This window comes from Pseudomonas sp. WC2401, from assembly GCF_041200115.1.
Taxonomy (GTDB): Bacteria; Pseudomonadota; Gammaproteobacteria; order Pseudomonadales; family Pseudomonadaceae; genus Aquipseudomonas; species Aquipseudomonas fragi.
On record NZ_CP165623.1, the window covers coordinates 4,923,439 to 4,949,585 of the forward strand.

Annotated in this window: 27 protein-coding genes and 1 tRNA gene; 19 read left to right on the forward strand and 9 right to left on the reverse strand. The window is 58.7% G+C overall.

Translation table 11 applies throughout. The features are described 5' to 3' along the window. Nucleotides 1-7 precede the first annotated feature (7 nt). Nucleotides 8-565 (reverse strand): hypoxanthine-guanine phosphoribosyltransferase, encoded by a 558-nt coding sequence (locus tag AB3G35_RS22675; protein ID WP_016781773.1) that lies wholly within the window; start codon nucleotides 563-565, stop codon nucleotides 8-10. Nucleotides 566-730: 165 nt separating this feature from the next. Between AB3G35_RS22675 and upp the strand changes: the two genes are divergently transcribed. Both upp and AB3G35_RS22685 read left to right on the forward strand, forming a co-directional pair. Next, the gene (gene upp, locus AB3G35_RS22680) at nucleotides 731-1,369 is read left to right on the forward strand and encodes a uracil phosphoribosyltransferase (protein WP_016781772.1); all 639 of its coding nucleotides are present in this window, start codon (nucleotides 731-733) and stop codon (nucleotides 1,367-1,369) included. A gap of 1 nt (nucleotide 1,370) precedes the next feature. Then, nucleotides 1,371-2,648, forward strand: coding sequence for a uracil-xanthine permease family protein (locus AB3G35_RS22685; RefSeq protein WP_016781771.1), 1,278 nt, complete (start codon nucleotides 1,371-1,373; stop codon nucleotides 2,646-2,648). 130 nt (nucleotides 2,649-2,778) lie between these two features. Here AB3G35_RS22685 and hemH read toward each other — a convergent pair whose 3' ends face one another. Beyond that, nucleotides 2,779-3,804: a ferrochelatase gene (gene hemH / locus AB3G35_RS22690; protein WP_169845213.1), complete on the reverse strand. Its 1,026-nt coding sequence runs from the start codon at nucleotides 3,802-3,804 to the stop codon at nucleotides 2,779-2,781. An 8-nt stretch (nucleotides 3,805-3,812) separates the two neighbouring features. Next, nucleotides 3,813-4,721 (reverse strand): TIGR01777 family oxidoreductase, encoded by a 909-nt coding sequence (locus AB3G35_RS22695; protein WP_016781769.1) that lies wholly within the window; start codon nucleotides 4,719-4,721, stop codon nucleotides 3,813-3,815. A 192-nt stretch (nucleotides 4,722-4,913) separates the two neighbouring features. Here AB3G35_RS22695 and AB3G35_RS22700 point away from each other — a divergent pair, with 192 nt between their 5' ends. From AB3G35_RS22700 to AB3G35_RS22745, 10 genes are all read left to right on the forward strand, one after another. Continuing rightward, a complete protein-coding gene (locus tag AB3G35_RS22700; RefSeq protein ID WP_016781768.1) occupies nucleotides 4,914-5,900 on the forward strand; it encodes an NAD(P)/FAD-dependent oxidoreductase in 987 nt (328 codons plus the stop codon). A gap of 286 nt (nucleotides 5,901-6,186) precedes the next feature. Then, nucleotides 6,187-7,155: a YbgA family protein gene (locus AB3G35_RS22705; protein ID WP_369782153.1), complete on the forward strand. Its 969-nt coding sequence runs from the start codon at nucleotides 6,187-6,189 to the stop codon at nucleotides 7,153-7,155. A 2-nt stretch (nucleotides 7,156-7,157) separates the two neighbouring features. Next, nucleotides 7,158-8,096 (forward strand): MerR family transcriptional regulator, encoded by a 939-nt coding sequence (locus AB3G35_RS22710; protein WP_369782154.1) that lies wholly within the window; start codon nucleotides 7,158-7,160, stop codon nucleotides 8,094-8,096. Nucleotides 8,097-8,104: 8 nt separating this feature from the next. After that, entirely contained in the window at nucleotides 8,105-9,550 is a 1,446-nt protein-coding gene (phrB, locus tag AB3G35_RS22715) for a deoxyribodipyrimidine photo-lyase (protein ID WP_369782155.1), read from the forward strand. After that, nucleotides 9,543-10,313 carry an SDR family oxidoreductase gene (locus tag AB3G35_RS22720; RefSeq protein WP_086798682.1) on the forward strand — a complete coding sequence of 257 codons (771 nt, stop codon included), beginning with the start codon at nucleotides 9,543-9,545 and terminating at the stop codon, nucleotides 10,311-10,313. The genes phrB and AB3G35_RS22720 overlap by 8 nt, the downstream gene beginning before the upstream one ends. Beyond that, complete coding sequence (locus tag AB3G35_RS22725) at nucleotides 10,310-11,557, forward strand: NAD(P)/FAD-dependent oxidoreductase (RefSeq protein WP_095040399.1); 1,248 nt, start codon at nucleotides 10,310-10,312, stop codon at nucleotides 11,555-11,557. Before AB3G35_RS22720 ends, AB3G35_RS22725 begins: the two co-directional genes overlap by 4 nt. Continuing rightward, nucleotides 11,554-12,354 (forward strand): DUF1365 domain-containing protein, encoded by an 801-nt coding sequence (locus AB3G35_RS22730; RefSeq protein ID WP_169846220.1) that lies wholly within the window; start codon nucleotides 11,554-11,556, stop codon nucleotides 12,352-12,354. Before AB3G35_RS22725 ends, AB3G35_RS22730 begins: the two co-directional genes overlap by 4 nt. Continuing rightward, on the forward strand, nucleotides 12,341-13,612 hold the full coding sequence (locus AB3G35_RS22735; protein WP_016781761.1) for a cyclopropane-fatty-acyl-phospholipid synthase family protein: 1,272 nt from the start codon (nucleotides 12,341-12,343) through the stop codon (nucleotides 13,610-13,612). Before AB3G35_RS22730 ends, AB3G35_RS22735 begins: the two co-directional genes overlap by 14 nt. Next, entirely contained in the window at nucleotides 13,605-14,111 is a 507-nt protein-coding gene (locus tag AB3G35_RS22740) for a DUF2878 domain-containing protein (protein ID WP_106115799.1), read from the forward strand. The genes AB3G35_RS22735 and AB3G35_RS22740 overlap by 8 nt, the downstream gene beginning before the upstream one ends. A gap of 163 nt (nucleotides 14,112-14,274) precedes the next feature. Continuing rightward, entirely contained in the window at nucleotides 14,275-14,580 is a 306-nt protein-coding gene (locus AB3G35_RS22745; protein WP_016781759.1) for a YkgJ family cysteine cluster protein, read from the forward strand. A 217-nt stretch (nucleotides 14,581-14,797) separates the two neighbouring features. Here the strand turns inward: AB3G35_RS22745 and AB3G35_RS22750 are convergent, their stop codons facing one another. From AB3G35_RS22750 to hemA, 6 genes are all read right to left on the reverse strand, one after another. After that, on the reverse strand, nucleotides 14,798-15,316 hold the full coding sequence (locus AB3G35_RS22750) for an acyloxyacyl hydrolase (RefSeq protein WP_016781758.1): 519 nt from the start codon (nucleotides 15,314-15,316) through the stop codon (nucleotides 14,798-14,800). An 83-nt stretch (nucleotides 15,317-15,399) separates the two neighbouring features. Continuing rightward, the gene (gene murI / locus AB3G35_RS22755; protein ID WP_016781757.1) at nucleotides 15,400-16,191 is read right to left on the reverse strand and encodes a glutamate racemase; all 792 of its coding nucleotides are present in this window, start codon (nucleotides 16,189-16,191) and stop codon (nucleotides 15,400-15,402) included. Then, entirely contained in the window at nucleotides 16,184-16,939 is a 756-nt protein-coding gene (locus tag AB3G35_RS22760) for a molybdopterin-synthase adenylyltransferase MoeB (protein ID WP_016781756.1), read from the reverse strand. Before AB3G35_RS22760 ends, murI begins: the two co-directional genes overlap by 8 nt. After that, a complete protein-coding gene (prmC, locus tag AB3G35_RS22765; protein WP_106115800.1) occupies nucleotides 16,933-17,763 on the reverse strand; it encodes a peptide chain release factor N(5)-glutamine methyltransferase in 831 nt (276 codons plus the stop codon). The genes AB3G35_RS22760 and prmC overlap by 7 nt, the downstream gene beginning before the upstream one ends. Further along, on the reverse strand, nucleotides 17,764-18,846 hold the full coding sequence (gene prfA, locus AB3G35_RS22770; RefSeq protein ID WP_086798689.1) for a peptide chain release factor 1: 1,083 nt from the start codon (nucleotides 18,844-18,846) through the stop codon (nucleotides 17,764-17,766). It abuts the gene before it with no gap. A gap of 2 nt (nucleotides 18,847-18,848) precedes the next feature. Continuing rightward, a complete protein-coding gene (hemA, locus tag AB3G35_RS22775; RefSeq protein ID WP_016781754.1) occupies nucleotides 18,849-20,132 on the reverse strand; it encodes a glutamyl-tRNA reductase in 1,284 nt (427 codons plus the stop codon). 201 nt (nucleotides 20,133-20,333) lie between these two features. Between hemA and AB3G35_RS22780 the strand changes: the two genes are divergently transcribed. From AB3G35_RS22780 to pth, 7 genes are all read left to right on the forward strand, one after another. Then, nucleotides 20,334-22,058, forward strand: a complete 1,725-nt coding sequence (locus AB3G35_RS22780) for a tetratricopeptide repeat protein (protein WP_369782156.1) — start codon at nucleotides 20,334-20,336, stop codon at nucleotides 22,056-22,058. Nucleotides 22,059-22,061: 3 nt separating this feature from the next. Next, nucleotides 22,062-22,688, forward strand: coding sequence for a lipoprotein insertase outer membrane protein LolB (gene lolB / locus AB3G35_RS22785; protein ID WP_016781752.1), 627 nt, complete (start codon nucleotides 22,062-22,064; stop codon nucleotides 22,686-22,688). Between the two features lies 1 nt (nucleotide 22,689). Next, nucleotides 22,690-23,550 (forward strand): 4-(cytidine 5'-diphospho)-2-C-methyl-D-erythritol kinase, encoded by an 861-nt coding sequence (ispE, locus tag AB3G35_RS22790; RefSeq protein WP_369782157.1) that lies wholly within the window; start codon nucleotides 22,690-22,692, stop codon nucleotides 23,548-23,550. Nucleotides 23,551-23,587: 37 nt separating this feature from the next. Continuing rightward, nucleotides 23,588-23,662: transfer RNA gene (locus AB3G35_RS22795), tRNA-Gln, on the forward strand. Between the two features lie 45 nt (nucleotides 23,663-23,707). Beyond that, on the forward strand, nucleotides 23,708-24,649 hold the full coding sequence (locus tag AB3G35_RS22800) for a ribose-phosphate pyrophosphokinase (RefSeq protein ID WP_019825119.1): 942 nt from the start codon (nucleotides 23,708-23,710) through the stop codon (nucleotides 24,647-24,649). A 139-nt stretch (nucleotides 24,650-24,788) separates the two neighbouring features. Beyond that, nucleotides 24,789-25,376, forward strand: a complete 588-nt coding sequence (locus tag AB3G35_RS22805) for a 50S ribosomal protein L25/general stress protein Ctc (RefSeq protein WP_016781750.1) — start codon at nucleotides 24,789-24,791, stop codon at nucleotides 25,374-25,376. Nucleotides 25,377-25,542: 166 nt separating this feature from the next. Beyond that, a complete protein-coding gene (gene pth, locus AB3G35_RS22810; protein WP_016781749.1) occupies nucleotides 25,543-26,127 on the forward strand; it encodes an aminoacyl-tRNA hydrolase in 585 nt (194 codons plus the stop codon). Nucleotides 26,128-26,147 lie beyond the last annotated feature (20 nt).

A 26,147-nucleotide genomic window follows, 5' to 3' on the forward strand; every position in this document is an offset into this window, starting at 1 on the left:
ATATTTTTTACATACCTTTGACGGCATAAATACCGGCAGCATTACGCCAGTAGCCTTTGTAGTCCATGCCATAGCCAAACACGTAACGGTCAACGCACGGCAAGCCCATGTAGTCGGCCTTCAGGTCAGGACGCGCCTTGCGCTCATGTTCCTTGTCGATCAACACCGCGGTATGCACCTGACGGGCACCGGCGTGTTTGCAGAAATCAACAATCGCGCTCAGGGTGTGACCTTCATCGAGGATGTCATCGATGATCAGCACATGACGGTCGATAAATGACACTTCCGGCTTGGCTTTCCAGAACAGGTCACCGCCCGTGGTTTCATTGCGATAGCGCGTCGCGTGCAAATACGACGCTTCAAGCGGAAATTGCAGATGGGTCAGCAGCTTGCCGGAGAAAATCAGGCCGCCGTTCATCACACAAAATACCACTGGATTGGTCTCGGCCATTTCAGCCGTGATTTGCGCGCCAACGCGGGCAATGGCCGCCTCGACTTCAGCTTCGGTGTACAGGCAGTCAGCCTCTCGCATGATTTGACGGATATGCTCGAGATCAGCAGACATGACGCTCTCCAGGGGGGGTTGTGCAAGAAAAGCGGGCAAAGGTACGCATCCGCTTGGCTCAGATCAAGCATTTATGGACTAACGTGCAGTAATGTCTGTAGGACATCACCCCGGATTAGATTAATCTAGGCCGGTTTTTTTGCCTGCCCCCGGAGTTTTTTCCCTATGCCTATCCGTGAGATACGCCACCCGCTGATCCGTCACAAACTCGGCCTGATGCGCCGTGCTGACATTAGCACGAAGAATTTCCGCGAGCTCGCTCAGGAAGTCGGCGCGTTGCTGACCTATGAAGCCACCAGTGACCTGACCCTCGAAACCTACAATATCGACGGTTGGTGCGGCACTGTTCAAGTTGAAAAAATCGCCGGTAAGAAAATTACCGTCGTACCGATCCTGCGCGCCGGTATCGGCATGCTTGAAGGTGTCCTGAGCCTGATCCCGGGCGCCAAAGTCAGCGCTGTCGGCATTGCCCGCAACGAAGAAACCCTCCAGGCCCACACCTACCTGGAAAAACTGGTTCCGGAAATCAACGAGCGTCTGGCGATGATTATCGACCCGATGCTGGCCACCGGCTCGTCGATGGTTGCCACCATTGATCTGCTGAAAAAAGCCGGCTGCAAGGAAATCCGCGCGATGGTGCTGGTTGCCGCGCCAGAAGGGATTGCTGCGGTTGAAGCCGCTCACCCGGACGTGACCATCTACACCGCTTCCATTGATGAGCGTTTGAACGAGCACGGCTACATCATTCCGGGCCTGGGCGATGCCGGCGACAAGATCTTCGGCACCAAGCAAAAGGACATTTAACATGCAGGACGAGTTCAACGACCCGCTCTGGCGCCAGATCATCTCTGGCGCGCAGATGCTCTTCGTGGCCTTTGGCGCGTTGGTGTTGATGCCTTTGATTACAGGCCTGGACCCTAACGTTGCGCTGTTCACGGCGGGTCTCGGGACTCTGCTGTTCCAGATCGTGACCCGGCGCCAGGTGCCGGTCTTTCTGGCTTCGAGTTTCGCTTTCATTACCCCGATCATTCTCGCCAAGGGCCAGTTCGGCCTGGCTGCGACCATGGGCGGCGTGATGGCAGCCGGTTTCGTGTACACCTTTCTCGGTTTCGCGGTAAAGCTCAAGGGCACCGGTTTTATTGACCGCCTGCTGCCACCCGTGGTGATTGGCCCGGTGATTATCTCGATCGGCCTGGCGATGGCGCCGATTGCGGCGCATATGGCCATGGGCCGCGCTGAAGATGGCACCGAGCTGATTCACTATCAGACGGCCATGCTGATCTCGATGCCAGCACTGCTGACCACCCTGATCGTGGCCGTATTCGGCAAAGGGATTTTCCGTCTGGTGCCGATCATTGCCGGTGTGCTGGTAGGTTTTGGCATGGCGTTCTACTTCGGTGTTGTCGACACTGCCAAGATCGCTGCCGCACCGTGGTTTGCCCTGCCGCACTTCACCGCGCCCGAGTTCAACTGGCAGGCGATTCTGTTTATCGTCCCCGTGGCACTGGCCCCGGCCATTGAACATATCGGCGGCGTGATTGCCGTAGGCAGCGTGACCGGTCGTGACTACCTGAAAAACCCGGGCCTGCACCGCACGCTGTTCGGTGACGGTATCGCCACCACGGCTGCTGGCATGCTGGGCGGACCACCCAACACCACCTACGCCGAAGTGACGGGCGCAGTGATGCTGACCAAGAACTACAACCCGAAAATCATGACCTGGGCGGCAATCTTTGCCATCAGCCTGGCATTTATCGGCAAGTTCGGCGCACTGCTGCAAAGCATTCCGGTGCCGGTGATGGGCGGGATTCTGTGCCTGCTGTTCGGTTCGATTGCAGCGGTGGGCATGAACACCCTGATCCGCCATCAAGTCGACCTGAGCGAAGCACGCAACCTGGTGATCGTCTCGGTGACCCTGGTATTCGGGATTGGCGGCGTACTGATCGGTACAGGGATGGGGCCTGAGGACTTCGGTCTCAAAGGCATCGCGCTGTGCGCCATTGTGGCGATTGCGCTGAACCTGATCCTGCCGGGCAATGACAGCTGGAAGCACAAGAAAAAAGGTGACGGGCCGGTTATCTGAGCCCATGAACCACCTGTAATCCCCGTGGGAGCGGGCTTGCTCGCGATGGCATCACCTCTATCCAATAGATAGACCGCGTTGTCTGCATCGCGAGCAAGCCCGCTCCCACAAGTGGGTTTCAGGTTTAGCCCTACAGCGCCAGCGGCGCCCTCTCACACAACGTGTTCAACGCCTGCGCCCACTGCGGGTGGTCATTAAGACACGGCACCAGCACCAACTCCTCGCCCCCCGCCTCGATAAACTGCTCGCGTCCGCGATCGCCGATCTCTTCCAGGGTTTCGATGCAATCGGCCACAAACGCCGGGCACATCACCAGAATCTTCTTCACCCCTTGCTTGGCCAACGCATCCAGCCGCGCCTCGGTGTAGGGTTCGATCCACTTGGCCCGCCCCAGACGGGACTGGAACGCCACCGACCACTTGCCCTCCGGCAGGCCCATGCGCTCGGCAAAGGCCTGGGCCGTGCGCAGGCACTGTGCCCGATAACAGGTAGCAAGCACCGCAGGCGAAGCGTTCTGGCAACAATCTTCATTCTTGAAGCAGTGGTTACCGGTGGGGTCCAGCTTGTGCAAATGCCGCTCGGGCAAGCCGTGAAAGCTCAGCAGCAAGTGATCGTAATCCTGCTCCAGATGCGGTTTGGCACTGGCCACCAGCGCATCGAGGTACTCGGGCTGGTCGTAGAATGGCTGCAGGATGGAGAACTGAACCGGCAGTTTTTTGGCCTTTACCACCCGCTTGGCCTCTTCAATCACCGTGGTCACGGTGCTGTCGGCAAACTGCGGATAAAGCGGCGCCAGCGTGACCTTTTTAATCCCCTGCGCAGCCAGGCGGGTGAGCACGGTTTCGATCGATGGCTCGCCGTAGCGCATGGCCAGTTCCACCGGCCCCTGGGTCCACTCCTTGGTCATGGCCTGCTGCAAGCGGCGGCTGAGTTCCACCAGTGGCGACCCCTCCTTCCACCAGATCGAGGCATAGGCATGGGCTGACTGTTCGGGCCGCTTGATCAGGATCAGCGACACCAGCAAGCGTCGCACCGGCCACGGCAGATCGATTACATAGGGGTCCATCAAAAACTGGTTCAAGTAACTGCGTACATCCGCTACCGAAGTAGATGCCGGCGAACCCAGGTTAACCAGCAACAGCGCGTGGTCGGTCATGCAACTTCCTATTTCAGGGGCGGGCGGGCCACATCATCGAGCGCCGCACGCAAATCGGTGAACTGAAAAGTAAAACCGGCTGCCAGCAACCTTGCAGGTCTCGCTCGCTGGCCACCCAGCAACAAACCGGACATTTCGCCCAGCAGCACGCGCAATACAAAAGCGGGCATGGGCATAAACGCCGGGCGGTGCAACACCTGACCCAGGGTCCGGGCAAACTCGGCATTGCGTACCGGCTGCGGCGCGCAGGCATTATAAGGACCGCTGGCGGCATTCTCATGCACAAGAAAATCAATCAGGGCGATTTGATCCTTGATATGAATCCACGGCATCCATTGCCGACCATTGCCTATCGGCCCGCCCAACGCCAGCTTGAAAGGCAATAACAGGCGCGACAAAAAGCCGCCTTCGGCTGCCAGCACCAGCCCCGTGCGCACCAGCACCACACGCATGCCCAAGGCCTCAACACGCTGTGCGGTTTCTTCCCAGGCGATACACAAGTGACTGGCGAAATCTTCACTCACGGGTGGCGATTCTTCTGTCAGCTCACGCTCGCCGCCGTCGCCATACCAGCCCACGGCCGAACCGGACACCAGTACAGCAGGCTTTTGCTCGCGGCTTTGTAGCCAGGCCACCAGGGTTTCAGTCAGGGTAATGCGGCTGCTCCACAACAACGCCTTGCGGCTGCGCGTCCAGGGCCGGTCAGCAATGGGCGCACCGGCGAGGTTGACCACGGCATCGATCGGCTCCTCGCCAAGTTCTTCAAGCAGTGCGACTCCCTTCACCTGGGCACCACACAATCGGGCCACTTGCTCAGGGCGCCGACTCCACACACTGAGTCGATGGCCCTGCGCCAGCCAGTGACGACAGAGCTGACGCCCGATCAAGCCTGTACCGCCGGTCAGCAAAATGTGCATGAGTTGATCCTCGCAAGGAGTTTTATCGGTAGCACTGGTCTATTTTTATAGAAAGACCTTTAACCAGTCGTTGAGCTAACTTAAGAATAGGCCACATGGATCCGGAAGAAACGCTAAAACTTATACTAAAAATCAGAATTGTACAGGTATTGCCGACGGCGTAGTCTGTGCAAACAGAGATCGGGGGCCCTAATGACTGTACCCATCGCAATTATCGGTGCCGGCATAGCCGGGCTGGCAGCAGCAAATTTCCTGCACAAGGCGGGGCATGTGATTCATCTGTTCGATAAAAGCCGTGGCAGCGGCGGACGCATGTCGAGCAAGCGCAGCGATGTCGGGGTACTGGACCTGGGGGCTCAGTATTTCACCGCTCGCGACCGCCGTTTTGTCGATGAAGTCCAGCAATGGCAGGCCAACGGCTGGGCCGTCGAGTGGGAACCCCATCTGTACCACTATAAAAATGGCCAGCTGACCCCCTCCCCGGACGAACAGACCCGCTGGGTGGGCACGCCGCGCATGAGCGCCATTACCCGCGGCTTGCTGGGCCAGTTGCCGATCAGCTTTACCTGCCAGATCACCGACCTGATCCGGGGTGAAAAACACTGGCACCTGCTCGATGCCGAAGGCGAGGAGCACGGCCCCTTCAGCCACGTCATCATCGCCACACCGGCGCCACAGGCCACCTCCCTGCTGTCCAGCGCGCCCAAACTGGCCAGTACCGCTGCTGGGGTAAAAATGGAGCCTGCGTGGGCTGTTGCCCTGGCCTTCGAGTCCCCCCTCGATACGCCGATGGAAGGTTGTTTTGTACAAGGCAGCCCGCTCGACTGGCTGGCCCGCAACCGCAGCAAACCCGGGCGTGACAGCCAGCCCGACACCTGGGTGTTGCATGCGACCAGCGCCTGGAGCAAACAGAACCTCGACCGCACCAAGGAATCGGTCATCGAGCATTTGCACGGTGCCTTTGCCGAATTGATGCACTTCCCGACCCCCGCACCGATTTTCAGCCTGGCCCACCGCTGGCTTTACGCCCGGCCTGCGGCGGCACATGAATGGGGCGCACTGGCGGACTCCGACCTGGGCCTGTATGCCTGCGGCGACTGGTGCCTGTCAGGCCGCGTCGAAGGCGCCTGGCTCAGCGGCCAGGAGGCAGCGCGGCGGCTGATCGAGCATCTGGATTGAATTGACACAAAACTTGCCGTAGCAGCTGCCGAAGGAACGAGGCTGCGTTCGGCGGCGCAGCCGTCGTAAAGTCCGGTTGTGCAGTGTGTCAGACAGATATCGTTTTCAGCTTTCGCGACGGCTTCGCCGCCGAACGCAGCCTCGTTCCTTCGGCAGCTGCTACGGGGAATTAATAATCCTGCAAATACCTGTACAAGAAATTTGACTTGTACAACATCCGGCATATGATGAACTCAAGTTGTACATCAACAGAAAGATGTACAAGTAATTCTTGGAGGTTCGTCACATGGCCAGCACCGCATCCGCTCAACACAAACCGAAAATCGCCATCAGCGCCTGCTTGCTGGGGGCTGAGGTGCGCTTCAACGGCGGGCATAAAGAATCGCGGTTGTGCAGCCAGGCGTTAAGCCAGCACTTCGAGTTTGTCCCGCTGTGCCCCGAGGTTGCCATCGGCCTTGGCATTCCGCGCCAGCCAGTGCGCCTGGTTGGCGACCCAGCAGCGCCCCAGGCGGTAGGCACTGTCGACAGCACCTTGAACGTAACCCGCCCGTTGCACGACTACGGTATGGAAATGGCCGCCGTGCACACTGACATCTGTGGCTACATTTTTATGCAGAAGTCACCGTCCTGCGGACTGGAGCGGGTCAAGGTGTATCAGGATGGCGGCCGCCCTGCCGAGCTTGCCGGGCGTGGTATCTACGCCCGGGCCTTCTGCGACGCCAACCCCGACTTGCCGGTGGAAGAAGACGGCCGTTTGAACGACCCGGTGCTGCGCGAAAACTTCATGACCCGGGTTTACGCCTACAGCGCCTGGCAGGCATTGCTCAAACAGGGCATCACCCGCCGCTCACTGACCGAGTTCCATGCTCGCTACAAATACCAACTGATGGCCCATCACCCGGTGCAATACAAAACCCTCGGCGCTCTGCTCGGCAACCTCGGCAAGCAAGACCCGCGAGCCATTGCCCCGCACTACTTCAGCGAGCTGATGAAAGCCCTGAAAAAATGCGCCACCCGCCGCACCCACACCAACGTGCTGCAACATATCAGCGGCTACCTCAAGCAATCCATCAGTGCGCAAGACAAGCAGGAAGTCCAGCAACTGATTGGCCAGTACCTGCGCGGCATCGTGCCACTGGTCGTGCCGCTGACCCTGCTCAAGCATCACTTTCGCCTGCACCCGCACGCTTATATCTCGCGCCAGGTTTACCTGCAGCCGCATCCGGAAGACCTCAGCCTGCGTAATGCCATCTGACCATGAATGATGACCTGATCATGTCCAACACCCCTGATACGGACTACAGCCAGGCGCTGGCCGAAGGCTGGTTGCCGATCCGCGAAGTGTCACGCATCACCGGCGTGAATGCCGTGACCCTGCGTGCCTGGGAACGCCGCTACGGCCTGATCGTGCCGCACCGCACGGCCAAGGGCCATCGCCTGTTCTCGACCGAACATATCCAGCGTATCCAGCAGATTTTGTTGTGGCTCAACCGTGGCGTGTCGGTCAGCCAGATCAAGCCGTTGCTCAACGCGCCAGCTGCACTGGCCCCGGCTCCTGACAGCGACTGGCAGGCGTGGCGGCAAACCATGATTGAAGCCATCAGTGAGCTGGCCGAACGCCGCCTCGATGACTGTTTCAACCAGGCAATGTCGCTCTACCCTGCCCGCCCGCTCTGCGAGCAACTGCTGCTGCCCCTTTTGAACGAGCTGGAACAACGCTGGCAAGGGCAGTTCGGTGCGCAATTGGAGCGGGTGTTTTTCCACTCCTGGCTGCGCAGCAAACTGGGCGCGCGGATTTATCACAACAACCGCTCGCTCAAGGGCGCGCCGGTGCTGCTGATCAATCATTCGGACCTGCCCTTCGAGCCACAACTGTGGCTGACCGCCTTGCTGATCAGCAGCAGCCACTGCCCGGTCGAAGTCTTCGACGCCTCTGTACCCGGCGGCGAACTGGGCCTGGCTGTCGAGCATTTGCAGCCCCGCGCCGTGGTGCTGTACTCCAGTAAAACCCTTAATACCCAGCAATTGCCCCGGCTGTTGCAGGATATCGACTGCCCGACCCTGATCGCCGGACCAACGGTATGCATCCACTTCGACCAGTTGTCCGTAACTACAACCGAGATCGCAGGATTGTATCTGGCCCACGACCCGGTAGAGGCCCATCAACGCCTCAGCCAACTCGGCCTTTATCGCTAGGAAATGACATGCAACTGATCTGGCTGCGCACCGACTTGCGCCACGACGACAACACCGCCCTGAGCGCCGCCGCCAAACGCGGCCCCACCCTGGCCGTGTACCTGATCAGCCCCGAGCAATGGCTGGCCCATGACGATGCGCCGTGCAAGGTCGACTTCTGGCTGCGCAACCTGCGCACCCTGAGCGACAGCCTGCAACAGCTCAATATTCCTTTGCTGATTCGTACCGCGCCCACCTGGGACCAGGCCCCTGCGGTGCTTCTTGAGCTGTGCCGGCAACACAGTGTCGAGGCGGTTCACACCAATCAGGAATACGGCATCCACGAAACCCGCCGCGACCAGGCGGTGGCCCGGGCGCTTGAAGCCCAGGGCATCGAGTTTCACAGCTACCTCGACCAGTTGCTGTTCCAGCCGGGCAGCATCCTCACGCAGTCGGGTTCGTACTTCCAGGTCTTCAGCCAGTTTCGCCGGATCTGCTACAACCGCCTGCATATGGCCTTGCCCAAGCAGGTTGCCAAGCCTGAGAAGCAGTCTTTGCTGAATATTGAGAGCGACGCCATACCCGAGTCTGTCAGCGGTTTCACAGTGCCCAGCGAATCACTGCGAGCACTGTGGCCGGCAGGCGAAGATCAGGCTCACCAGCGCCTGGCACAGTTTGCCGACGAGCAAATCCACTATTACCAGGACGAACGCGACCTGCCCGCCAAACCCGGCACCAGCCAGCTTTCGCCCTACCTTGCAGCAGGCGTGCTGTCCCCCCGCCAGTGCCTGCACGCAGCATTGCACAGCAACAACGGCGAGTTTGAAAGCGGCAGCCCGGGGGTCTTTACCTGGATCACCGAGCTGCTGTGGCGCGAGTTTTATAAACATATCCTGGTGGGCTACCCACGGGTCTCACGTCATCGCGCCTTTCGCCCGGAAACCGAATACCTGCCTTGGCGCAACGCGCCGGATGAACTGAGCGCCTGGAAACAGGGGCGCACCGGCTTCCCGATTATCGACGCGGCCATCAGGCAGCTGCTGGAAACCGGCTGGATGCACAATCGCCTGCGCATGGTGGTGGCGATGTTCCTGACCAAGAACCTGTTGATCGACTGGCGCGAAGGCGAACGCTTCTTTATGCAGCACCTGATCGACGGCGATCTGGCCGCCAACAACGGCGGCTGGCAGTGGAGTTCATCGACGGGTACCGATTCCGTGCCGTACTTCCGTATTTTCAACCCGGTCACCCAGTCAGAGCGCTTCGATCCCGAGGGCAAATTCATCAAGCACTGGTTACCCGAGCTGAAAGACCTGAACAAAAAACAGGTCCATAACCCTGCCTCCCTGGGTGGTCTGTTTGGCGTGGCCAATTACCCGGCGCCCATCGTCAACCTGAGCCAAAGCCGCGACCGGGCCTTGAGTGCATTCAAAAACCTGCCGTCACGGCAAATGCTGGAGGCCAGCCATGGTTGATCGGCGGCGGATCTGGCTTACGGGCGCCAGCAGCGGCATTGGCGCGCAGATGGCCGAGGTATTGCTCAGCGGCGGCGCCCGGCTGGCGTTGACCGCTCGCACCCTGGAGCCCTTGAGAGTCTTGTCCGATCGTTACCCCGGACAAGTCTTGCTGGTGCCCGGCGACCTGACCGACAGCGTACAGGTACGCGAGATCGGCAAACGCATCGCCCAGGCCTGGGGCGCGCTGGATACCGTAATCCTCAATGCCGGCACCTGTGAGTATGTCGACGCCCGCCAGTTCGACGCGGCACTGGTCGAACGCGTGGTGCGCACCAACCTGCTGGCCAGCAGCTATTGCCTTGAGAGCGCACTGCCACTGTTGCGCGCAGGCTTACAGCCGCATCTGGTGGGCGTGGTCAGTTCGGTCACCTATTGGCCACTGCCCCGGGCCGGGGCTTATGGAGCATCGAAAGCGGGGCTGCGCTACTTGCTTGAATCGCTGCGTATCGATCTGGCCCAGGAGAACATTGACGTGACCCTCGTCAGCCCGGGCTTTGTTGACACGCCCTTGACCGAACACAACGACTTCCCGATGCCCATGCGCTGGCCAGCGCAAAAAGCGGCGCAGCATATTTGCCAGCGACTGGAAAAACGCCCGCTGGAAATCGCCTTTCCCACACCGTTCATTGCCATCCTGCGGCTGCTGGCCAACCTGCCAAAACGTTTGCAAGTGGCGCTCGGCAAGCGTCTGGCACGCACATCCGACGGTAAGCCATCATGAAAATCGCGATCATTGGCAGCGGGATTTCAGGGCTGACCTGCGGCTACTTGCTGCATAAAGAACACGATATCAGCGTGTTCGAGGCCAGCGACTGGGTCGGCGGCCATACCCATACCGTCAATGTAAGCGTCAAAGGCCAGGCTTATGCTGTGGACACCGGCTTTATCGTATTCAACGACTGGACTTACCCCAACTTCATCAAGTTGATGGATCAATTGGGGGTGCGCTCCAAAGCCACTGAAATGAGCTTTTCCGTCCACGACACAGACAGCAACCTCGAATACAACGGCAACACCCTCAACAGCCTGTTTGCCCAGCGCAGCAACCTGCTGTCGCCGAGGTTCTGGGGCATGTTGCGCGATATCCTGCGCTTCAATCGCGAAGCCATTCGCGACCTGGACGAGCAACGTATTGCCAGCGATACCCGGTTGGGCGACTACCTGCAGCAACGCGGCTATGGCTCGCGCTTTATCGAGCACTACATTGTGCCGATGGGGGCTGCTATCTGGTCCATGTCCCTGGCCGACATGCTCGCCTTCCCGTTGCAATTCTTTGTGCGTTTTTTCAAGAATCACGGTTTGCTCAGCGTCAGCAATCGCCCGCAATGGCGTGTGATTGAGGGTGGCTCCAGTGCTTACATCAAACCCTTGAGCGCAGGCTTTGCCGACAGGATTCGTCTCAACTGCCCGGTGATCCAGGTCGCGCGCAATGCCGAAGGCGTTCTGGTGCATAGCGTTGGCGGTACTGAATCCTTCGACAAGGTGATCTTTGCCTGCCACAGCGACCAGGCCCTCAGGTTGCTGGCAAAACCTACAGCCGCAGAACAACAGATCCTGGGGGCCATGCCCTACGCCGACAATGATGTGGTGCTGCATACCGATACCCGCTTGCTGCCCGACCGAAAACTGGCCTGGGCCAGCTGGAATTATCGCCTCGGTGGCGAAGGGCAAAAACGGGCGGCCGTGACCTACGATATGAACATCCTGCAAGGGATTCAGAGCGAGACCACATTCTGCGTCAGCCTCAACCAAACCCCGGCCATTGATCCACTCAAGGTGCTGGCCAGCTACACCTATGCCCACCCGCAATACAGTTTGGCCGCCATTGCCGCACAAGCGCGCTGGCAAGAACTGCTGGGCGCGCAACACAGCTACTTTTGTGGCGCCTATTGGGCCAACGGTTTTCATGAAGACGGCGTGGTCAGCGCCTTGCGCGTGGCCCAGGCCTTTGGCCAGCCATTATGAACAGCGCCCTGTACAGCGGCTGGATCGGCCATCGACGCTTTGCCCCAAAGCCCCATGCCTTTCGCTATCAGATCGGCCTGTTATATCTGGATCTGGATGAGCAAGACGCTGTACTGGGGCTTTCACCGCTGGCAGGAAAAAGCCGCTTTGCGCCCTTCTCCTTTCGCGAAACCGATTACCTGAAAACCTTCACCGCAACCGGCATGCGCCTGATTGATGCGGTGCGCCAGCAAGTTTCCAGCGCTTTGGGTTATTCCCCGCAAGGCCCGATCTGCTTGCTCACACAAGCCCGTAGCTGGGGGCTGTCCTTCAACCCGGTGAGTTTCTTCTATTGCTACGAAGCTGACGGAAAACTGGCCGCCGTCCTGTGCGAAGTCACCAATACCCCTTGGCGCGAACGTTATCACTATGTGCTTCCCGCCAAGGGAGACGGTTTTGCCCACGTTGCCGTGGCCAAGGCCTTCCATGTGTCGCCGTTTCTGCCACGGGATCTGGAATACCGCATGAGTTTCAGCCCGCCCCAGGCCCGGCTCGGGGTGCATATGGCGGACTGGCAGGGCGACCTCAAACTGTTCGACGCCACCCTCAACCTGCAGCGCACAGTGCTGGACCGCCCGGGCCTGCATCGCTACTTGCGGCAGTTCCCGTGGATGACCGCCAAAACTTGTCTGGCCATCTACTGGCAAGCCTTGCGCCTGTTTCTTAAGCGCACCCCGATTTTTTCCCACCAGGCCGCCGACGGCGCCTTTCGCATTGCCGCCCTGCAACCCAAGGATCAACGCCATGAAGAGCCCTAGCCTGGTGAGCAAAACCTCACTGTCGACTACCCATAACCTGACCAGCGCACTACTGCGACGCGGGGTGCTGCGCCAACTCAGTCAATTGAAAAGCGGGCATCTGGTGGTCATCGAAAACGGTGAACGCCTGATGTTCGGTGACAGCGGCGCGGGTCTGGTCGGCGAGGTGCAGATTCACGACACAAGTGTCTGGGGCATGATTGCCAGCAACGGCTCGATTGGCGCCGGCGAAGCCTTTATTCATGGCTACTGGAGTTCGCCTGACCTGACCAAAGTGATCCGCGTGCTGGTCAGCAACATGGACGTGCTCGATGCAATGGAAGGTGGCCTGGCCCGCCTGGGTCGCCCGTTGATACGCGGCTTGCACTGGATCAATCGCAACACCCGCAAGGGCTCGCAAAAGAATATTGCCGCGCATTACGACCTGGGCAATGAGATGTTCGAGCAATTCCTCGACCCGACCATGATGTATTCAGCGGCGCAGTTTTTAACGGCTGACGACACCCTGGAGCAAGCCCAGCTCAACAAGCTGCAGCGCATCTGCCAGAAGCTCGACCTCAAGCCCACAGACCATTTGCTGGAAATCGGTACCGGCTGGGGCAGCATGGCTTTGTATGCGGCGCAGCATTACGGTTGCAAGGTGACGACGACTACATTGTCCAAAGAACAGTTCGACTACACCCAAGCCCGCATCGAGGCGCTGGGCTTACAAGAGCAAGTAACGTTACTGCTGGAGGATTATCGCGACCTGACCGGGCAATACGACAAGCTGGTGTCTATCGAGATGATCGAAGCCGTCGGCCATCATTTCTTGCCCAGCTATTTCAAGCAATGCTCCCAGTTGCTCAAGCCCCACGGCCTGATGCTGCTGCAAGCCATCACCATTCGCGACCAGCGTTACGAGCAGGCGAAAAGCAGCGTGGACTTTATCCAGCGTTATATCTTCCCCGGAGGCGCATTGCCCAGCGTGCAGAAAATGCTCGAAATCGTTGGCAAGGACACCGATATGAACCTGATGCACATGGAAGATTTTGGCCTGCACTACGCCAAAACCCTGCGTTTGTGGCATGAGAACTTTCGCCGGGCACACGGCCGTTTAACGGAATTGGGCTACGACGACTACTTTCTGCGCCTGTGGGAGTTTTACCTGTGCTACTGCGAAGGTGGCTTTCTTGAGCGCAGTATCGGCACTGCACAACTGTTGCTGGCCAAACCGGCGGCCATGCCCGCGCCATTGCTGGGTCGGTTCAATGCTTAAAAACCTGGCCAATGCCGGGCTGTTCCAGCTCGGCTGGTTTGCCTGTGTGTTGGGCGGCAATAGCCTGTGGTTACTGCTGGCCGCGGGCGCCCTGCTGGTGCATCTGCTGTTTATCAGCCCTTCGTTGGCAGAAGTGCGGTTAGTGGTTGTGGTCTGCTTGCTTGGCTCGGCGGTGGACAGCCTGCTGCTCAATGCCGGAGTTTTCGCCTTCGCCCAGCCCGGGGTGTTGATTCCGTTCTGGCTGATGCTGTTGTGGGCACTGCTGGCCATCACCCTGAACCATTGCCTGGCGTGGACTGCCAAGCCCTGGTGGCGTTCTGTTTTGCTGGGAGCCATCGGTGGACCGCTGTCGTATTACGCCGGGCAACGTCTGGGCGCGGTGCAATTCCCTCTGGGCCTGTGGCCGACGCTGCTTGGGTTGAGCGTGCTGTGGGCCGGGTTGTTTGCGGTCCTTGTAGCAGTTGCCGCCAGGCTACGTCCGGTTGCGCAGCAATCGTAAATCCTGAGAGCGAGGTTCATCTGGCAAACCGCAATGGCTGACTTAAGACGGCTACTCAGCCGGACGCAGCCTCGTTCCTACGGCAGCTGCTACAAGTGTTTATACACCTGCGTTCATCAGCACATTCACACCTGACGGCGGCACTGCCTTACACTGCGCGCCTATGACCAACATCCCCCTGACCGAAATTACCGAACCCGCCGTTACCTGTTCGACGTGCGCGGCATGCTGCTGCCAACTGGAAGTGATGCTGATCACCGACACCGGCGTGCCTGAGCGCTTTATTGCAGAAGATGACTGGGGCGGCGAAGTGATGCTGCGCCTGGATGATGGCTGGTGTGCGGCCCTGGACCGCAACACCATGATGTGCACCATCTATGAGAAGCGCCCACTGATCTGTCGCGAGTTCGAAATGGGCGAAGTCGAATGCCTCAATGAGCGCCAGGGGATTTCGACGGCGTACCGCTAAACACTGAACGCCTTATGGGAGCTGGCTTGCCTGCGATGCTTACGGCGCGGTCTGTCAGGTATTTCGCGCTGATGCCATCGCGAGCAAGCCCGCTCCCACAGTGATGCCCCCAAATAGCGGAAGCACCCCATGAGCGGTGGGAGCTGGCTTGCCTGCGATGCATACGGCGCGGTCTGTCAGGCACTATGCGGTGATTCTGCTTCCACAATGTCCGATTCTACAGCGGCATGGTGTAATGCAGCGCATAGCTTTCTACGCCGTCATTGCGGCTGGAGATCCCGGCATTGGAGTAGTGTGTGGCACGTATCCCGACTTCATGCCCCCCCGCAAAACGCAGCCCAAACCCCAGGCGGTCTTCAAACTGGAAAGCACTGCCCAGCCGGTTGCCTTCAACTTCGGTATGGGAGAACAACGCCACCCCGATCCCGGCTTCGAGGTAAGGCTTTACGCTTTCTCCGGCAAATTCGTACACCAGCACGGGCGAGAACGACAGGCTGTTGCTCGCGGATGACTTGTCACCTTCCCAGTAGGTGTAAGCCCCATCCCAATATCCAGTCAGACGCCCCACATCACTTTGCAGCCAGCTTTTGTCCCAGTCAGACTTCAACCCCAGACGATAGGTCATGGTCGATTCGCTGGTGTGTCCCACCGCAAATTCAAGCCCGGCAGCCTGTGCAGCAAGACTTGGCCCCAGTGCAGCGGCTGCAAGCGCAGCCAGACAAAACAGTCGCTTCATAAGAAAAATCCTATTTTCATATGCACATGTCAGTTGTTATGCGCTTCATCAGGCAGGTGTCATGAAGCATAAGTTCTGTTTTTTTACAGATCGAAGCTTCGCACAACGCCAGATTTATTCCACAACACTGGCAGGATATTTCCCAAGTGTTCAGGTGAAGCACTGGTCCAGAACTGTGTTTCGCGAGGCGGCCCGGCGGCCAGCAGGTTTTGTTCGGCGAGCAGACGCTGGAGTTGGCGCGCCACGGCGGCGCCGGTATCGATCAGGGTGATCGATGGCGGGAGCATCTGCGCCAGCAGAGGCTTGAGAAAAGGGTAATGGGTGCAACCCAGAATAATGGTGTCGCAGCCAGCGGCCAGCAATGGCTCAACATAACCGCGCAACAAGGCGCGCAGGGCATCGCTGTGCAAGTCACCGGTTTCGATCAGCTCCACCAGCCCCGGACAAGGTTGGGTGATCACCCGGATATCGCTGGCGAAACGGTCAAGCAAAGCGGCAAATTTGGCGCTTTGCAACGTCCCGGTAGTGGCAAGTACGCCCACTGTACCGCTGCGAGTGGCCGCCGCTGCAGGCTTGACCGCAGGCTCCATGCCAACGAGGGGCCATTGCGGGTAACGCTGCCGCAAATCCGCCACGGCTGCCACCGTGGCCGTATTACAAGCCAGCACCAGCGCCTTGGCGCCCTGGCGCTGGAAAAAATCAGCCATTACCGCGCAGCGCTGACGAATAAACTCGGGACTTTTTTCGCCATAGGGAATATGCCCGCAGTCCGCCACATAAAGCAGCGACTCATTGGGCAGCAGTGCCTGGATTTCCTTGAGCACCGACAGGCCACCGACCCCGGAGTCGAAAACGCCAACCGGCGCTTCACGCATGGCCTGTACCACACACGCTGCACGCCGGGTCACGCTTGACCCGCAGCTCGCGAAAGCGCGTGCTCAAGGCATCAACCAGCAACAACCGGCCCACCAGCGGCTCGCCAAAACCGGCCAGGACCTTGAGCGCTTCAAGAGCTTGCAAGCTGCCGATCACCCCCACCAAGGGGCCAATCACACCGGCTTCGCTGCAGGTCAACTCCTCTTCGCTGCCATGCCCGTACAGGCAGTGGTAGCAGGGGCTGGCGCTCTGACGCGAATCAAACACCGACAACTGCCCTTCAAGACGGATCGCCGCACCGCTGACCAGCGGCTTGCGCGCCGCAACACAGGCCCTGTTCACCGCTTCACGGGTGGCAAAATTGTCTGAGCAATCGAGCACCAGATCCACTGCGCCAACGACGTCGGCCAGCGAGTCGGCATCCAGTGCCGAGCGGTGGGCGACCAGCGTGATATGCGGGTTAATCAGGCGCAACCGGTGCGAGGCCGAATCGACCTTGCTTTCACCGACAGTGGCGCTGTCATGAATGACCTGGCGCTGCAGATTGGTCAGGTCAACGCTGTCGAAGTCGGCCAGATGCAGCTCGCCGACACCGGCTGCGGCCAGGTACAGCGCGACGGGCGAGCCAAGCCCGCCCAGGCCGACAATCAGCACACGACTGTTTTTCAGCTTCAACTGGCCATCGATATCGACCTGTTGCAACAGGATCTGTCGGCTATAGCGCAACAGCTCCTCGTCGGTCAGCACGGCAGGCGACCCAACGTGATGCGTTCGTGGCCGCCCAGGTCCTTGCGGCTTTCAACCGCTGCAAAACCGGCGTCCTGCAACAGTTGGCGCACGGCCGCAGCCTGATCGTAACCATGTTCCAGCATCAACCAGCCGCCAGCATTGAGGTGCTGTGCCGAGGCGGTGATGATTTCACGGATATCGTCCAGGCCGTCGGCACCGGCGACCAGGGCGCTCTCGGGTTCGAAGCGCACATCGCCTTCAGCCAGGTGCACATCACCGGCGGCAATATAAGGCGGGTTGCTGATGATCAGATCAAAGCGCTGATCAGCCAGTGCGCTGAACCAGTGGCTGGTGAACACATTGACGTTGTCGAGCTGCAAACGCTGGCGATTGCGTTCGGCCAGTGCGACGGCCTCAAGCACCCGGTCAACCGCAGTGACGTGCCAGGTGGGGCGTTCGCTGGCCAATGCCAGGGCAATGGCGCCGCTGCCTGTGCCCAGGTCCAGCACCCTGGCCGGGCTTGCGGGCAGCAGGGCCAGCGCGGTTTCGACCAGCAGCTCGGTGTCCGGGCGCGGGATCAGCGTATGCGGTGCCACTTCCAGGTCGAGGTTCCAAAAACCCTGCTGACCCAGAATATAGGCCACCGGCTCACCGGCACGGCGGCGCAGCAGGTATTCGGCGAAGGTCAGTGCCGCTTCGCTGCTGACGATTTTTTCGGGCCATGTGTGCAGATAGCTGCGCGACTTGCCCAGGGCAGCGGCCAGCAGCAGCTCCGCATCAAGACGGGCCGTAGGCGAATCAGGCAGTTCAGCAGCACGCAACAAGCTGGCAATAATAGTCATTTATTCACCCAGGGCTGTCAGTTGATCAGCCTGAAACTCCGCCAATAATGGCTCGATAACGGCATCAACGCCGCCAGCCAGTACGTCATCCAGGGAATACAGGGTCAGGTTGACACGATGGTCGGTCACTCGCCCCTGCGCGAAATTGTAAGTGCGGATGCGCTCGGAACGATCCCCCGAGCCCACCAGCGACTTGCGCTCGCTGGCAATGGCATTGGCCGCGGCGCTGGTTTGCTGGTCATTCAACTTGGCCGACAGCCAGGACATCGCCCGCGCCCGGTTTTTATGCTGGGAACGCTCTTCCTGACACTCCACCACAATGCCCGAAGGCAAGTGCGTGATACGGATCGCCGAGTCGGTCTTGTTGACGTGCTGACCACCGGCCCCGGAGGAACGGTAGGTATCCACACGCAAATCCGCCGGGTTGATCTCGATGGCTTCCTGCTCATCGGGCTCTGGCAACACCGCCACGGTACAGGCCGAGGTATGGATACGGCCCTGGGATTCGGTCGCCGGTACCCGCTGCACGCGGTGTACGCCGGACTCGAACTTCAGCTTGGCGTAAACATTCTCGCCTTCGACACGGGCAATGACTTCTTTATAGCCGCCATGCTCACCGATGCTTTCGGAGAGAATTTCAACCCGCCAGCCGCGCCGCTCGGCGTAGCGCGAGTACATGCGAAACAGGTCGCCGGCAAAAATGGCCGCTTCATCGCCGCCGGTTCCGGCGCGAATTTCCAGGAACACGTTGCGCCCGTCATTCGGATCCTTGGGCAGCAGCATGCGTTGCAGGTCTTTTTCCAGCTCGATCAGCCGCTCTTTGGCTTCGCGAACTTCTTCGACCGCCATTTCACGCATGTCCGGGTCGTTGTCCTTGAGCAACGCTTGGGCGCCCTCGAGGTCGGCCTGCACTTTGAGCCACTGCCCGTAAGCGGCAACAATGGGTTCAACTTCCGAGTATTCCTTGGAATAGGCGCGGAATTTGGTTTGATCGGAAATGACTTCGCCATCGCCAAGCAATGCGGTCAGTTCTTCAAAACGGTCCTGGAGGATATCCAGTTTATTAAGCAGTGACGCTTTCATTACTATTTTTTATCCGCAGAGCTATGCGATGAGCCCTCACCGAGGGCAAAAAGTTCTTGGGCCATGGCCAGCGCATCGAGGCGGCCTTCGGCGGAAAGTTTTTTCAACTGCACGCTGGGGGCGTGCAGCAATTTGTTGGTCAGGCCCCGCGCCAGTTGTACCAGCACCTCTTCCGGATTGCTGCCGTTGGCCAGCATGCGCTGGGCCTTTTGCAGCTCTTCGTCGCGCAACCGTTCGCTTTGCTGGCGGTAGGCCTTGAGCACATCCACTGCCGCCAGCTCACGCAGGCGCACCATAAAATCGTCAGCGCCAATGCTCACCAGCTCTTCAGCTGCCTGGGCCGCGCCCTGACGGCTCTTCAGGTTTTCGGCGACCACTTCATGCAAATCGTCGACGGTATAGAGGTAAACGTCGTCCAATTCGCCGACTTCAGGCTCGATATCGCGGGGAACGGCAATATCGACCATAAAGATCGGCTTGTGCTTGCGCAGCTTCAGGGCGCTTTCGACAGCCCCCTTGCCCAGAATCGGCAACTGGCTGGCCGTGGAGCTGATCACAATATCGCTATGGACCAGTTCCTGGGGAATATCCGACAGCAATACGGCATGAGCGCCGAACTGCTCGGCCAGCGTACTGGCGCGCTCCAGAGTACGGTTGGCAACCACGATACGCTTTACTCCCAGGTCATGCAGGTGGCGGGCGACCAGGGTAATGGTCTCGCCCGCGCCAATCAGCAAGGCCTGGCTGCGCTGCAGGTCGCTGAAGATCTGCTTGGCCAGGCTCACGGCCGCAAAAGCCACCGAAACCGGGTTTTCGCCGATGGCGGTGTCGGTGCGTACCTGTTTGGCCGAGTTGAACGTGGCCTGGAACAAGCGTCCCAACAACGGCCCGACCGTACCCGCTTCACGCGCTACGGCGTAGGCCGATTTCATCTGGCCGAGAATCTGCGGCTCGCCCAACACCAGCGAATCCAGCCCCGAGGCCACGCGCATCATGTGACGAACGGCAGCATCGTCTTCATGGACATAAGCGCAGGCACGCAATTCATCGAGGCTCAGGTCATGGTAGTCCGCCAGCCATTTCAGCACGCTGTCTGCCGAAAGGTGGTCCTGCTCTATATAGAGCTCACTGCGATTGCAGGTGGAGAGGATCGCAGCTTCGCGACTGTCGGTTAGGCGGCAGAGCTGCTGCAAGGCCTCAACCAACTGCTCCGGAGTAAAAGCCACGCGCTCGCGGACGTCTACTGAAGCAGTCTTGTGGTTAATACCGAGTGCGAGGAAGGCCATTCAAGATCGCTGATGATGACGAGAAGCCGACAATTGTCCTACTTCGCCAGATTCAGAACAACCATTGCTGACTATTGTCTCTATAGTTAACGTCTGTTGAACCCATCATCAGCCCCGGATATCGATAGTCGCACCTGTTATGGTTTGCACCATTGCATGTGTCATGATGCCCAGACCGCAGGTAAGTCGCCCATCTCTTATATGAATAGATCCTCCGCGTTGCTCCTCGCTCTCGTCCTTCTCAGTGGCTGCCAGGCCTTGGCCCCCACGTCCCCGGATGATTCATCCGCGACTGAAGACGTTACCTCCGTCCCGGAAAAACCCACGGTCTACAGCTCGTTCAGCGAAGACACGCTGTACAGCCTGTTAAGTGCCGAGCTGGCTGGCCAACGCAATCGCCTGGATATCGCCCTCGATAACTATGTGACGCAAGCGATCAACACCCAGGACCCCGGCATTTCCGAACGGGCTTTCCGCATTGCCGAGTACCTGGGCGCCGACCAGGCTGCACTGGACACCTCGCTGATCTGGGTCAAAAACGCCCCGGACGATATCGAGGCACAACGTGCTGCAGCCATTCAGCTGGCGCGTAACGGCCGCTATGACGAATCCCTGGTGTACATGGAGAAAGTCCTGCAGGCCAAGGGCGACACGCACTTTGATTTCCTCGCCCTGGCGGCCATAGAGACCGATGCCGAGACCCGTGCAGGCCTGCAAAAGAGTTTTGACAGCCTGCTGGCCAAGCACCCGGACAACGGCCAGCTGATTTTCGGCAAGGCCCTGTTGATGCAACAGGACGGTGATGCCGAAGGCGCGCTGAAACTGCTGGAGAAAAACCCGCCGCAAAACGGTGAGATCGCCCCGATTCTGTTGCGCGCCCGCTTGTTGCAAAGCCTCAACCGTGGTGATGAAGCGTTGCCGCTGCTGAAAAAAAGCGTCAGCCAGTACCCCGACGACAAACGCCTGGGCCTGACCTATGCACGCACCCTGGTCGAGCAGAACCGCATGGCCGAGGCAAAAGTGCAATTTGCCAGCCTGGTAGAGCAATACCCCGAAGACGATGAGCTGCGATTCTCTCTGGCACTGGTCTGCCTCGAAGGCAAGTCCTGGGACGAAGCCGAAGGTTATCTGCAAGAGTTGATCGAGCGCGACAGCCATGTCGACTCGGCGCACTTGAACCTGGGCCGCATCGCCGAAGAACGCAATGATCCCGAGGGCGCACTGGTCGAGTACGCACTGGTAGGTCCGGGCAACGAATACCTGCCCGCACAACTGCGCCAGGCGGACATCCTGATCAGTCATGGTCGCGGTGCCGAGGCATCGAAAAAACTGGCCTTGGCACGCGACGCACAGCCCGACTACGCCATTCAGCTGTACTTGATCGAAGCCGAAACCCTGGCGGCGAACAATCAGACCGATCGCGCCTGGAACACGCTGCAACAAGCACTCGAGCAATACCCGGACGATCTCAACCTGCTGTATTCACGCGCCATGCTGGCCGAGAAACGTAACGATCTTGAGCAGATGGAGCGGGATTTGCGCGCCATCATCCAGCGCGAACCTGACAATGCGATGGCCTTGAACGCGCTGGGCTACACGCTTTCAGATCGAACCACCCGCTACGCCGAAGCCAAGGCCCTGATCCAGCAAGCCTACGACTTGAGCCCGGATGACCCGGCAGTGCTCGACAGCCTGGGCTGGGTGAATTTCCGCCTGGGCAATCTTGATGAGGCCGAGCGTTTGCTGCGCCAGGCACTGGAGCGCTTCCCGGACCAGGAAGTTGCTGCTCACCTGGGTGAAGTACTGTGGGCAAACGGTAAACAGCGTGAAGCGAAAAAAATCTGGGGCACTTTTCTCAAAGAAAATCCTGACAGCCCTATTCTGCGCAAAACCATTTTGCGCCTGACCGGATCAGAGACTCTTTAACTCATGTTTTATCGTCACTTGCGCCATCTCGTAGTTTTCAGCCTGGTTGCCGTGCTCGCCGGTTGCGCGGGCTTCGGCGCCCGCGAATCCGTAGAAGGCCACGGCAGCCCTGCCCTGTGGTCGGCACACAAGCAGCAATTGACCCGGCTCGACGGCTGGCAAATCAACGGCAAAGTCGGCATTCGCGCCCCTAAAGACTCAGGCAGCGCCACGCTGTTCTGGCTGCAGCGCCAGGATTACTACGATATTCGTCTTTCCGGGCCACTGGGCCGCGGTGCTGCCCGCCTGACCGGGCGCCCGGGCAGCGTGCTTCTGGAAGTGGCCAATCAGGGCCGCTATGAAGCGCCGACTCCCGAAGAGTTGCTGGGTGAACAATTGGGCTGGAGCCTGCCGGTGTCACATCTGGTCTGGTGGGTACGCGGCTTGCCTGCGCCCGGCAGCAAAAGCCGGGTGACACTCAATGGCGATAGTCGCCTGGCCAACCTGGAGCAGGACGGCTGGAAAATCGAATATTTGAGCTATGTCGAGCAAAACGGCTTCTGGCTGCCCGAGCGCGTCAAGCTGCACGGCCCGGATCTGGACGTCACGCTCGTCGTTAAAGATTGGCAACCTCGTTTGTTGGGTCAATAAGATGCAAGACCGCCTGGATCGAAACACTCTGGTTTTGCCCTCACCGGCAAAGCTGAACTTGATGCTGCACATCCTCGGCCGTCGCGAAGATGGCTATCACGAACTGCAAACGCTGTTTCAATTTCTCGACTACGGCGACGAAATGACCTTTGCCGTGCGTGAAGATGGGGTTATTTGCCTGCATACCGAATTTCCCGGCGTTGCCCACGACGACAATTTGATCGTCAAGGCGGCAAAAAAGCTTCAGGCGCAATCCGCTTGCCAGCTGGGGATCGACATTTGGATCAAGAAAATCCTGCCCATGGGCGGCGGCATCGGCGGCGGCAGTTCCAATGCGGCGACCACCCTGCTGGCGCTCAACCATCTTTGGCAGTTGGCTTGGGATGAAGACCGGCTGGCCGCACTGGGCCTGAGCCTGGGGGCAGACGTGCCGGTTTTTGTCCGCGGGCACGCCGCATTTGCTGAAGGTGTCGGCGAAATTCTTACGCCTGCAGAGCCAGAAGAACCCTGGTATGTCGTGCTTGTCCCGCAAGTATCTGTAAGTACTGCAGAAATATTTTCAGATCCTTTGTTGACACGCGACTCTTTGCCCATTAAAGTGCGCCCCGTTCCCAAGGGAAACAGCCGAAACGACTGCGAAGCAGTAGTGAAGGAGCGTTATCCAGAAGTACGTAACGCTTTGAATTTGTTAGGTAAATATACCGAAGCAAAATTAACTGGAACTGGAAGTTGTATATTTGGGGCCTTCCCAAACGAAGCAGATGCTGATAAAGTGCTGCACCTTCTTACAGAGACCCTTACAGGGTTTGTAGCAAAAGGAAGCAACGTCTCGATGTTGCATCGCAAGCTGCAAAATTTGTAAAAGGAAACGGGTACACGGTACTCGTAGCAACAGATACAGGGGCGTCGCCAAGCGGTAAGGCAGCAGGTTTTGATCCTGCCATGCGTTGGTTCGAATCCAGCCGCCCCTGCCATTTCTTATACTCATCCAGGTTACCCTCAGCCTTCAGGTACTGCGCGTGTCCAAGATGATGGTCTTTACGGGGAACGCTAACCCCGATCTGGCTCGGCGTGTCGTACGTCAGCTGCATATCCCACTCGGTGACATCTCTGTCGGCAAGTTTTCCGACGGCGAAATTACCGCTGAGATTAATGAAAATGTCCGCGGTAAAGACGTTTTCATCATACAGCCGACTTGTGCTCCGACCAACGATAACCTGATGGAACTCGTCGTGATGGCTGATGCCTTCCGCCGCTCCTCAGCGACTCGTATTACTGCTGTTATTCCTTACTTTGGTTATGCCCGTCAGGATCGCCGTCCGCGTTCCGCACGTGTGGCTATCAGCGCAAAAGTTGTTGCTGACATGCTTACCGTAGTCGGCATCGATCGTGTTCTCACGGTTGATTTGCATGCTGACCAAATCCAGGGTTTCTTCGATATTCCTGTAGATAACATCTATGGCTCCCCAGTTTTGGTGGATGACATCGAAGATCAGCGCTTTGAGAACCTTATGATTGTGTCCCCGGATATCGGCGGCGTCGTGCGTGCACGTGCTGTTGCCAAGTCCTTGGGCGTTGATCTGGGTATCATCGACAAACGCCGTGAGAAAGCCAATCACTCGGAAGTGATGCATATCATCGGTGATGTCGAAGGGCGTACCTGTATTCTGGTTGATGACATGGTCGATACTGCCGGCACCCTGTGCCACGCAGCTAAAGCCTTGAAAGAGCATGGCGCTTCCAAAGTGTTCGCCTACTGCACACACCCTGTGCTGTCGGGTCGGGCAATTGAGAATATCGAAAATTCCATGCTGGATGAGCTGGTGGTGACTAACACCATTCCGCTGTCCGCTGCCGCACAAGCCTGTTCGCGTATCCGTCAACTGGATATCGCACCGGTTGTGGCTGAAGCGGTTCGCCGCATCAGCAACGAAGAATCGATCAGCGCGATGTTCCGCTAAGGGCCCTGCCCTTTCTGGACTTCTGCTGACGAAAAGCGCCCCGCCCCAGCAATCCGTTGGGGCGGGGCTTTTTTGCCCATACCGTCCATGGCGCTGGTCGCAAACGTCAGGGCGGATGTGGTTATTTTGGAGATACAACATGAACGATTTTACTCTGAATGCTGAAGTGCGTTCCGACCTGGGGAAAGGTGCGAGCCGCCGCCTGCGTCGTCTCGCAAGCCTGGTTCCAGCTGTAGTTTACGGTGGCGACAAAGCCCCTGAATCCATCAGCATGCTGGCTAAAGAAGTTGCCAAACTGCTCGAAAACGAAGCTGCTTACAGCCACGTTATCGAACTGACCGTTGGCGGCGTTAAGCAAAACGTGATCATCAAAGCTCTGCAACGTCACCCGGCTAAAGGCCACGTGATGCACGCTGACTTCGTACGCGTTGTTGCTGGTCAAAAACTGACTGCAATCGTACCGGTTCACTTCGTTGGTGAAGCGGCTCCGATCAAGAAAGGCGGCGAGATCTCCCACGTTGTTGCGGAAATCGAAGTTTCCTGCCTGCCAAAAGACCTGCCTGAATTCATCGAAGTTGACCTGGCTAACGCCGAAGTTGGCTCGATCATTCACCTGTCGGACATCACCGCTCCTAAAGGCGTTGAGTTCGTAGCTCTGGCACACGGTAACGACCTGGCAGTAGCCAACGTTCACGCTCCACGTGTTGCACCAGAAGCAGCAGAGTAATTCATTACTCTGTAGTTGGAGTCTTGAGAAACATCGCGAGCTAACACGCAGCGAGTAAAGCGGACAAGATCGCGAAGTTTACTCATGTAAACCCGCTTTTTTGTCCGTTTTCGCCGCTAACCGTTAGCGGCGATGTTATCCACAACTCCATAGAAGGGCCCTTGTCGTGACCGCCATAAAACTGATCGTTGGCCTGGGAAATCCAGGCACCGAATACGAACAGACCCGGCATAACGCAGGGGCCCTTTTTGTTGAGCGTCTCGCGGCGGCAAACGGGGTCAACCTTGTTGCTGATCGCAAATATTTTGGCCTGACCGGGCGTTTCAGCCACCAGGGTCAGGATGTTCGTCTGTTGATTCCCACCACCTATATGAACCGAAGCGGCCAGGCCGTTGCGGCGCTTGCCGGTTTCTACCGCATTGCGCCGGAATCCATATTGGTGGCCCACGACGAACTCGATCTCCCGCCGGGCGTTGCCAAGCTCAAGCTGGGCGGCGGCCACGGAGGTCACAACGGATTGCGCGACATCATTGCGCAACTGGGGAACAACAAAGATTTCTACCGTCTGCGGCTTGGCATTGGCCACCCGGGCGTCGCCAGCATGGTGTCCAACTTTGTCCTCGGTCGTGCGCCACGCGCCGAACAGGAAAAGCTGGACGCCAGCATCGATTTTGCCCTCGGCGTGCTGCCGGATATCCTCGCCGGGGAATGGAACCGTGCGATGAAAAACCTGCACAGCCAGAAGGCCTGACTCTTTTTCCGAGGGGAAAC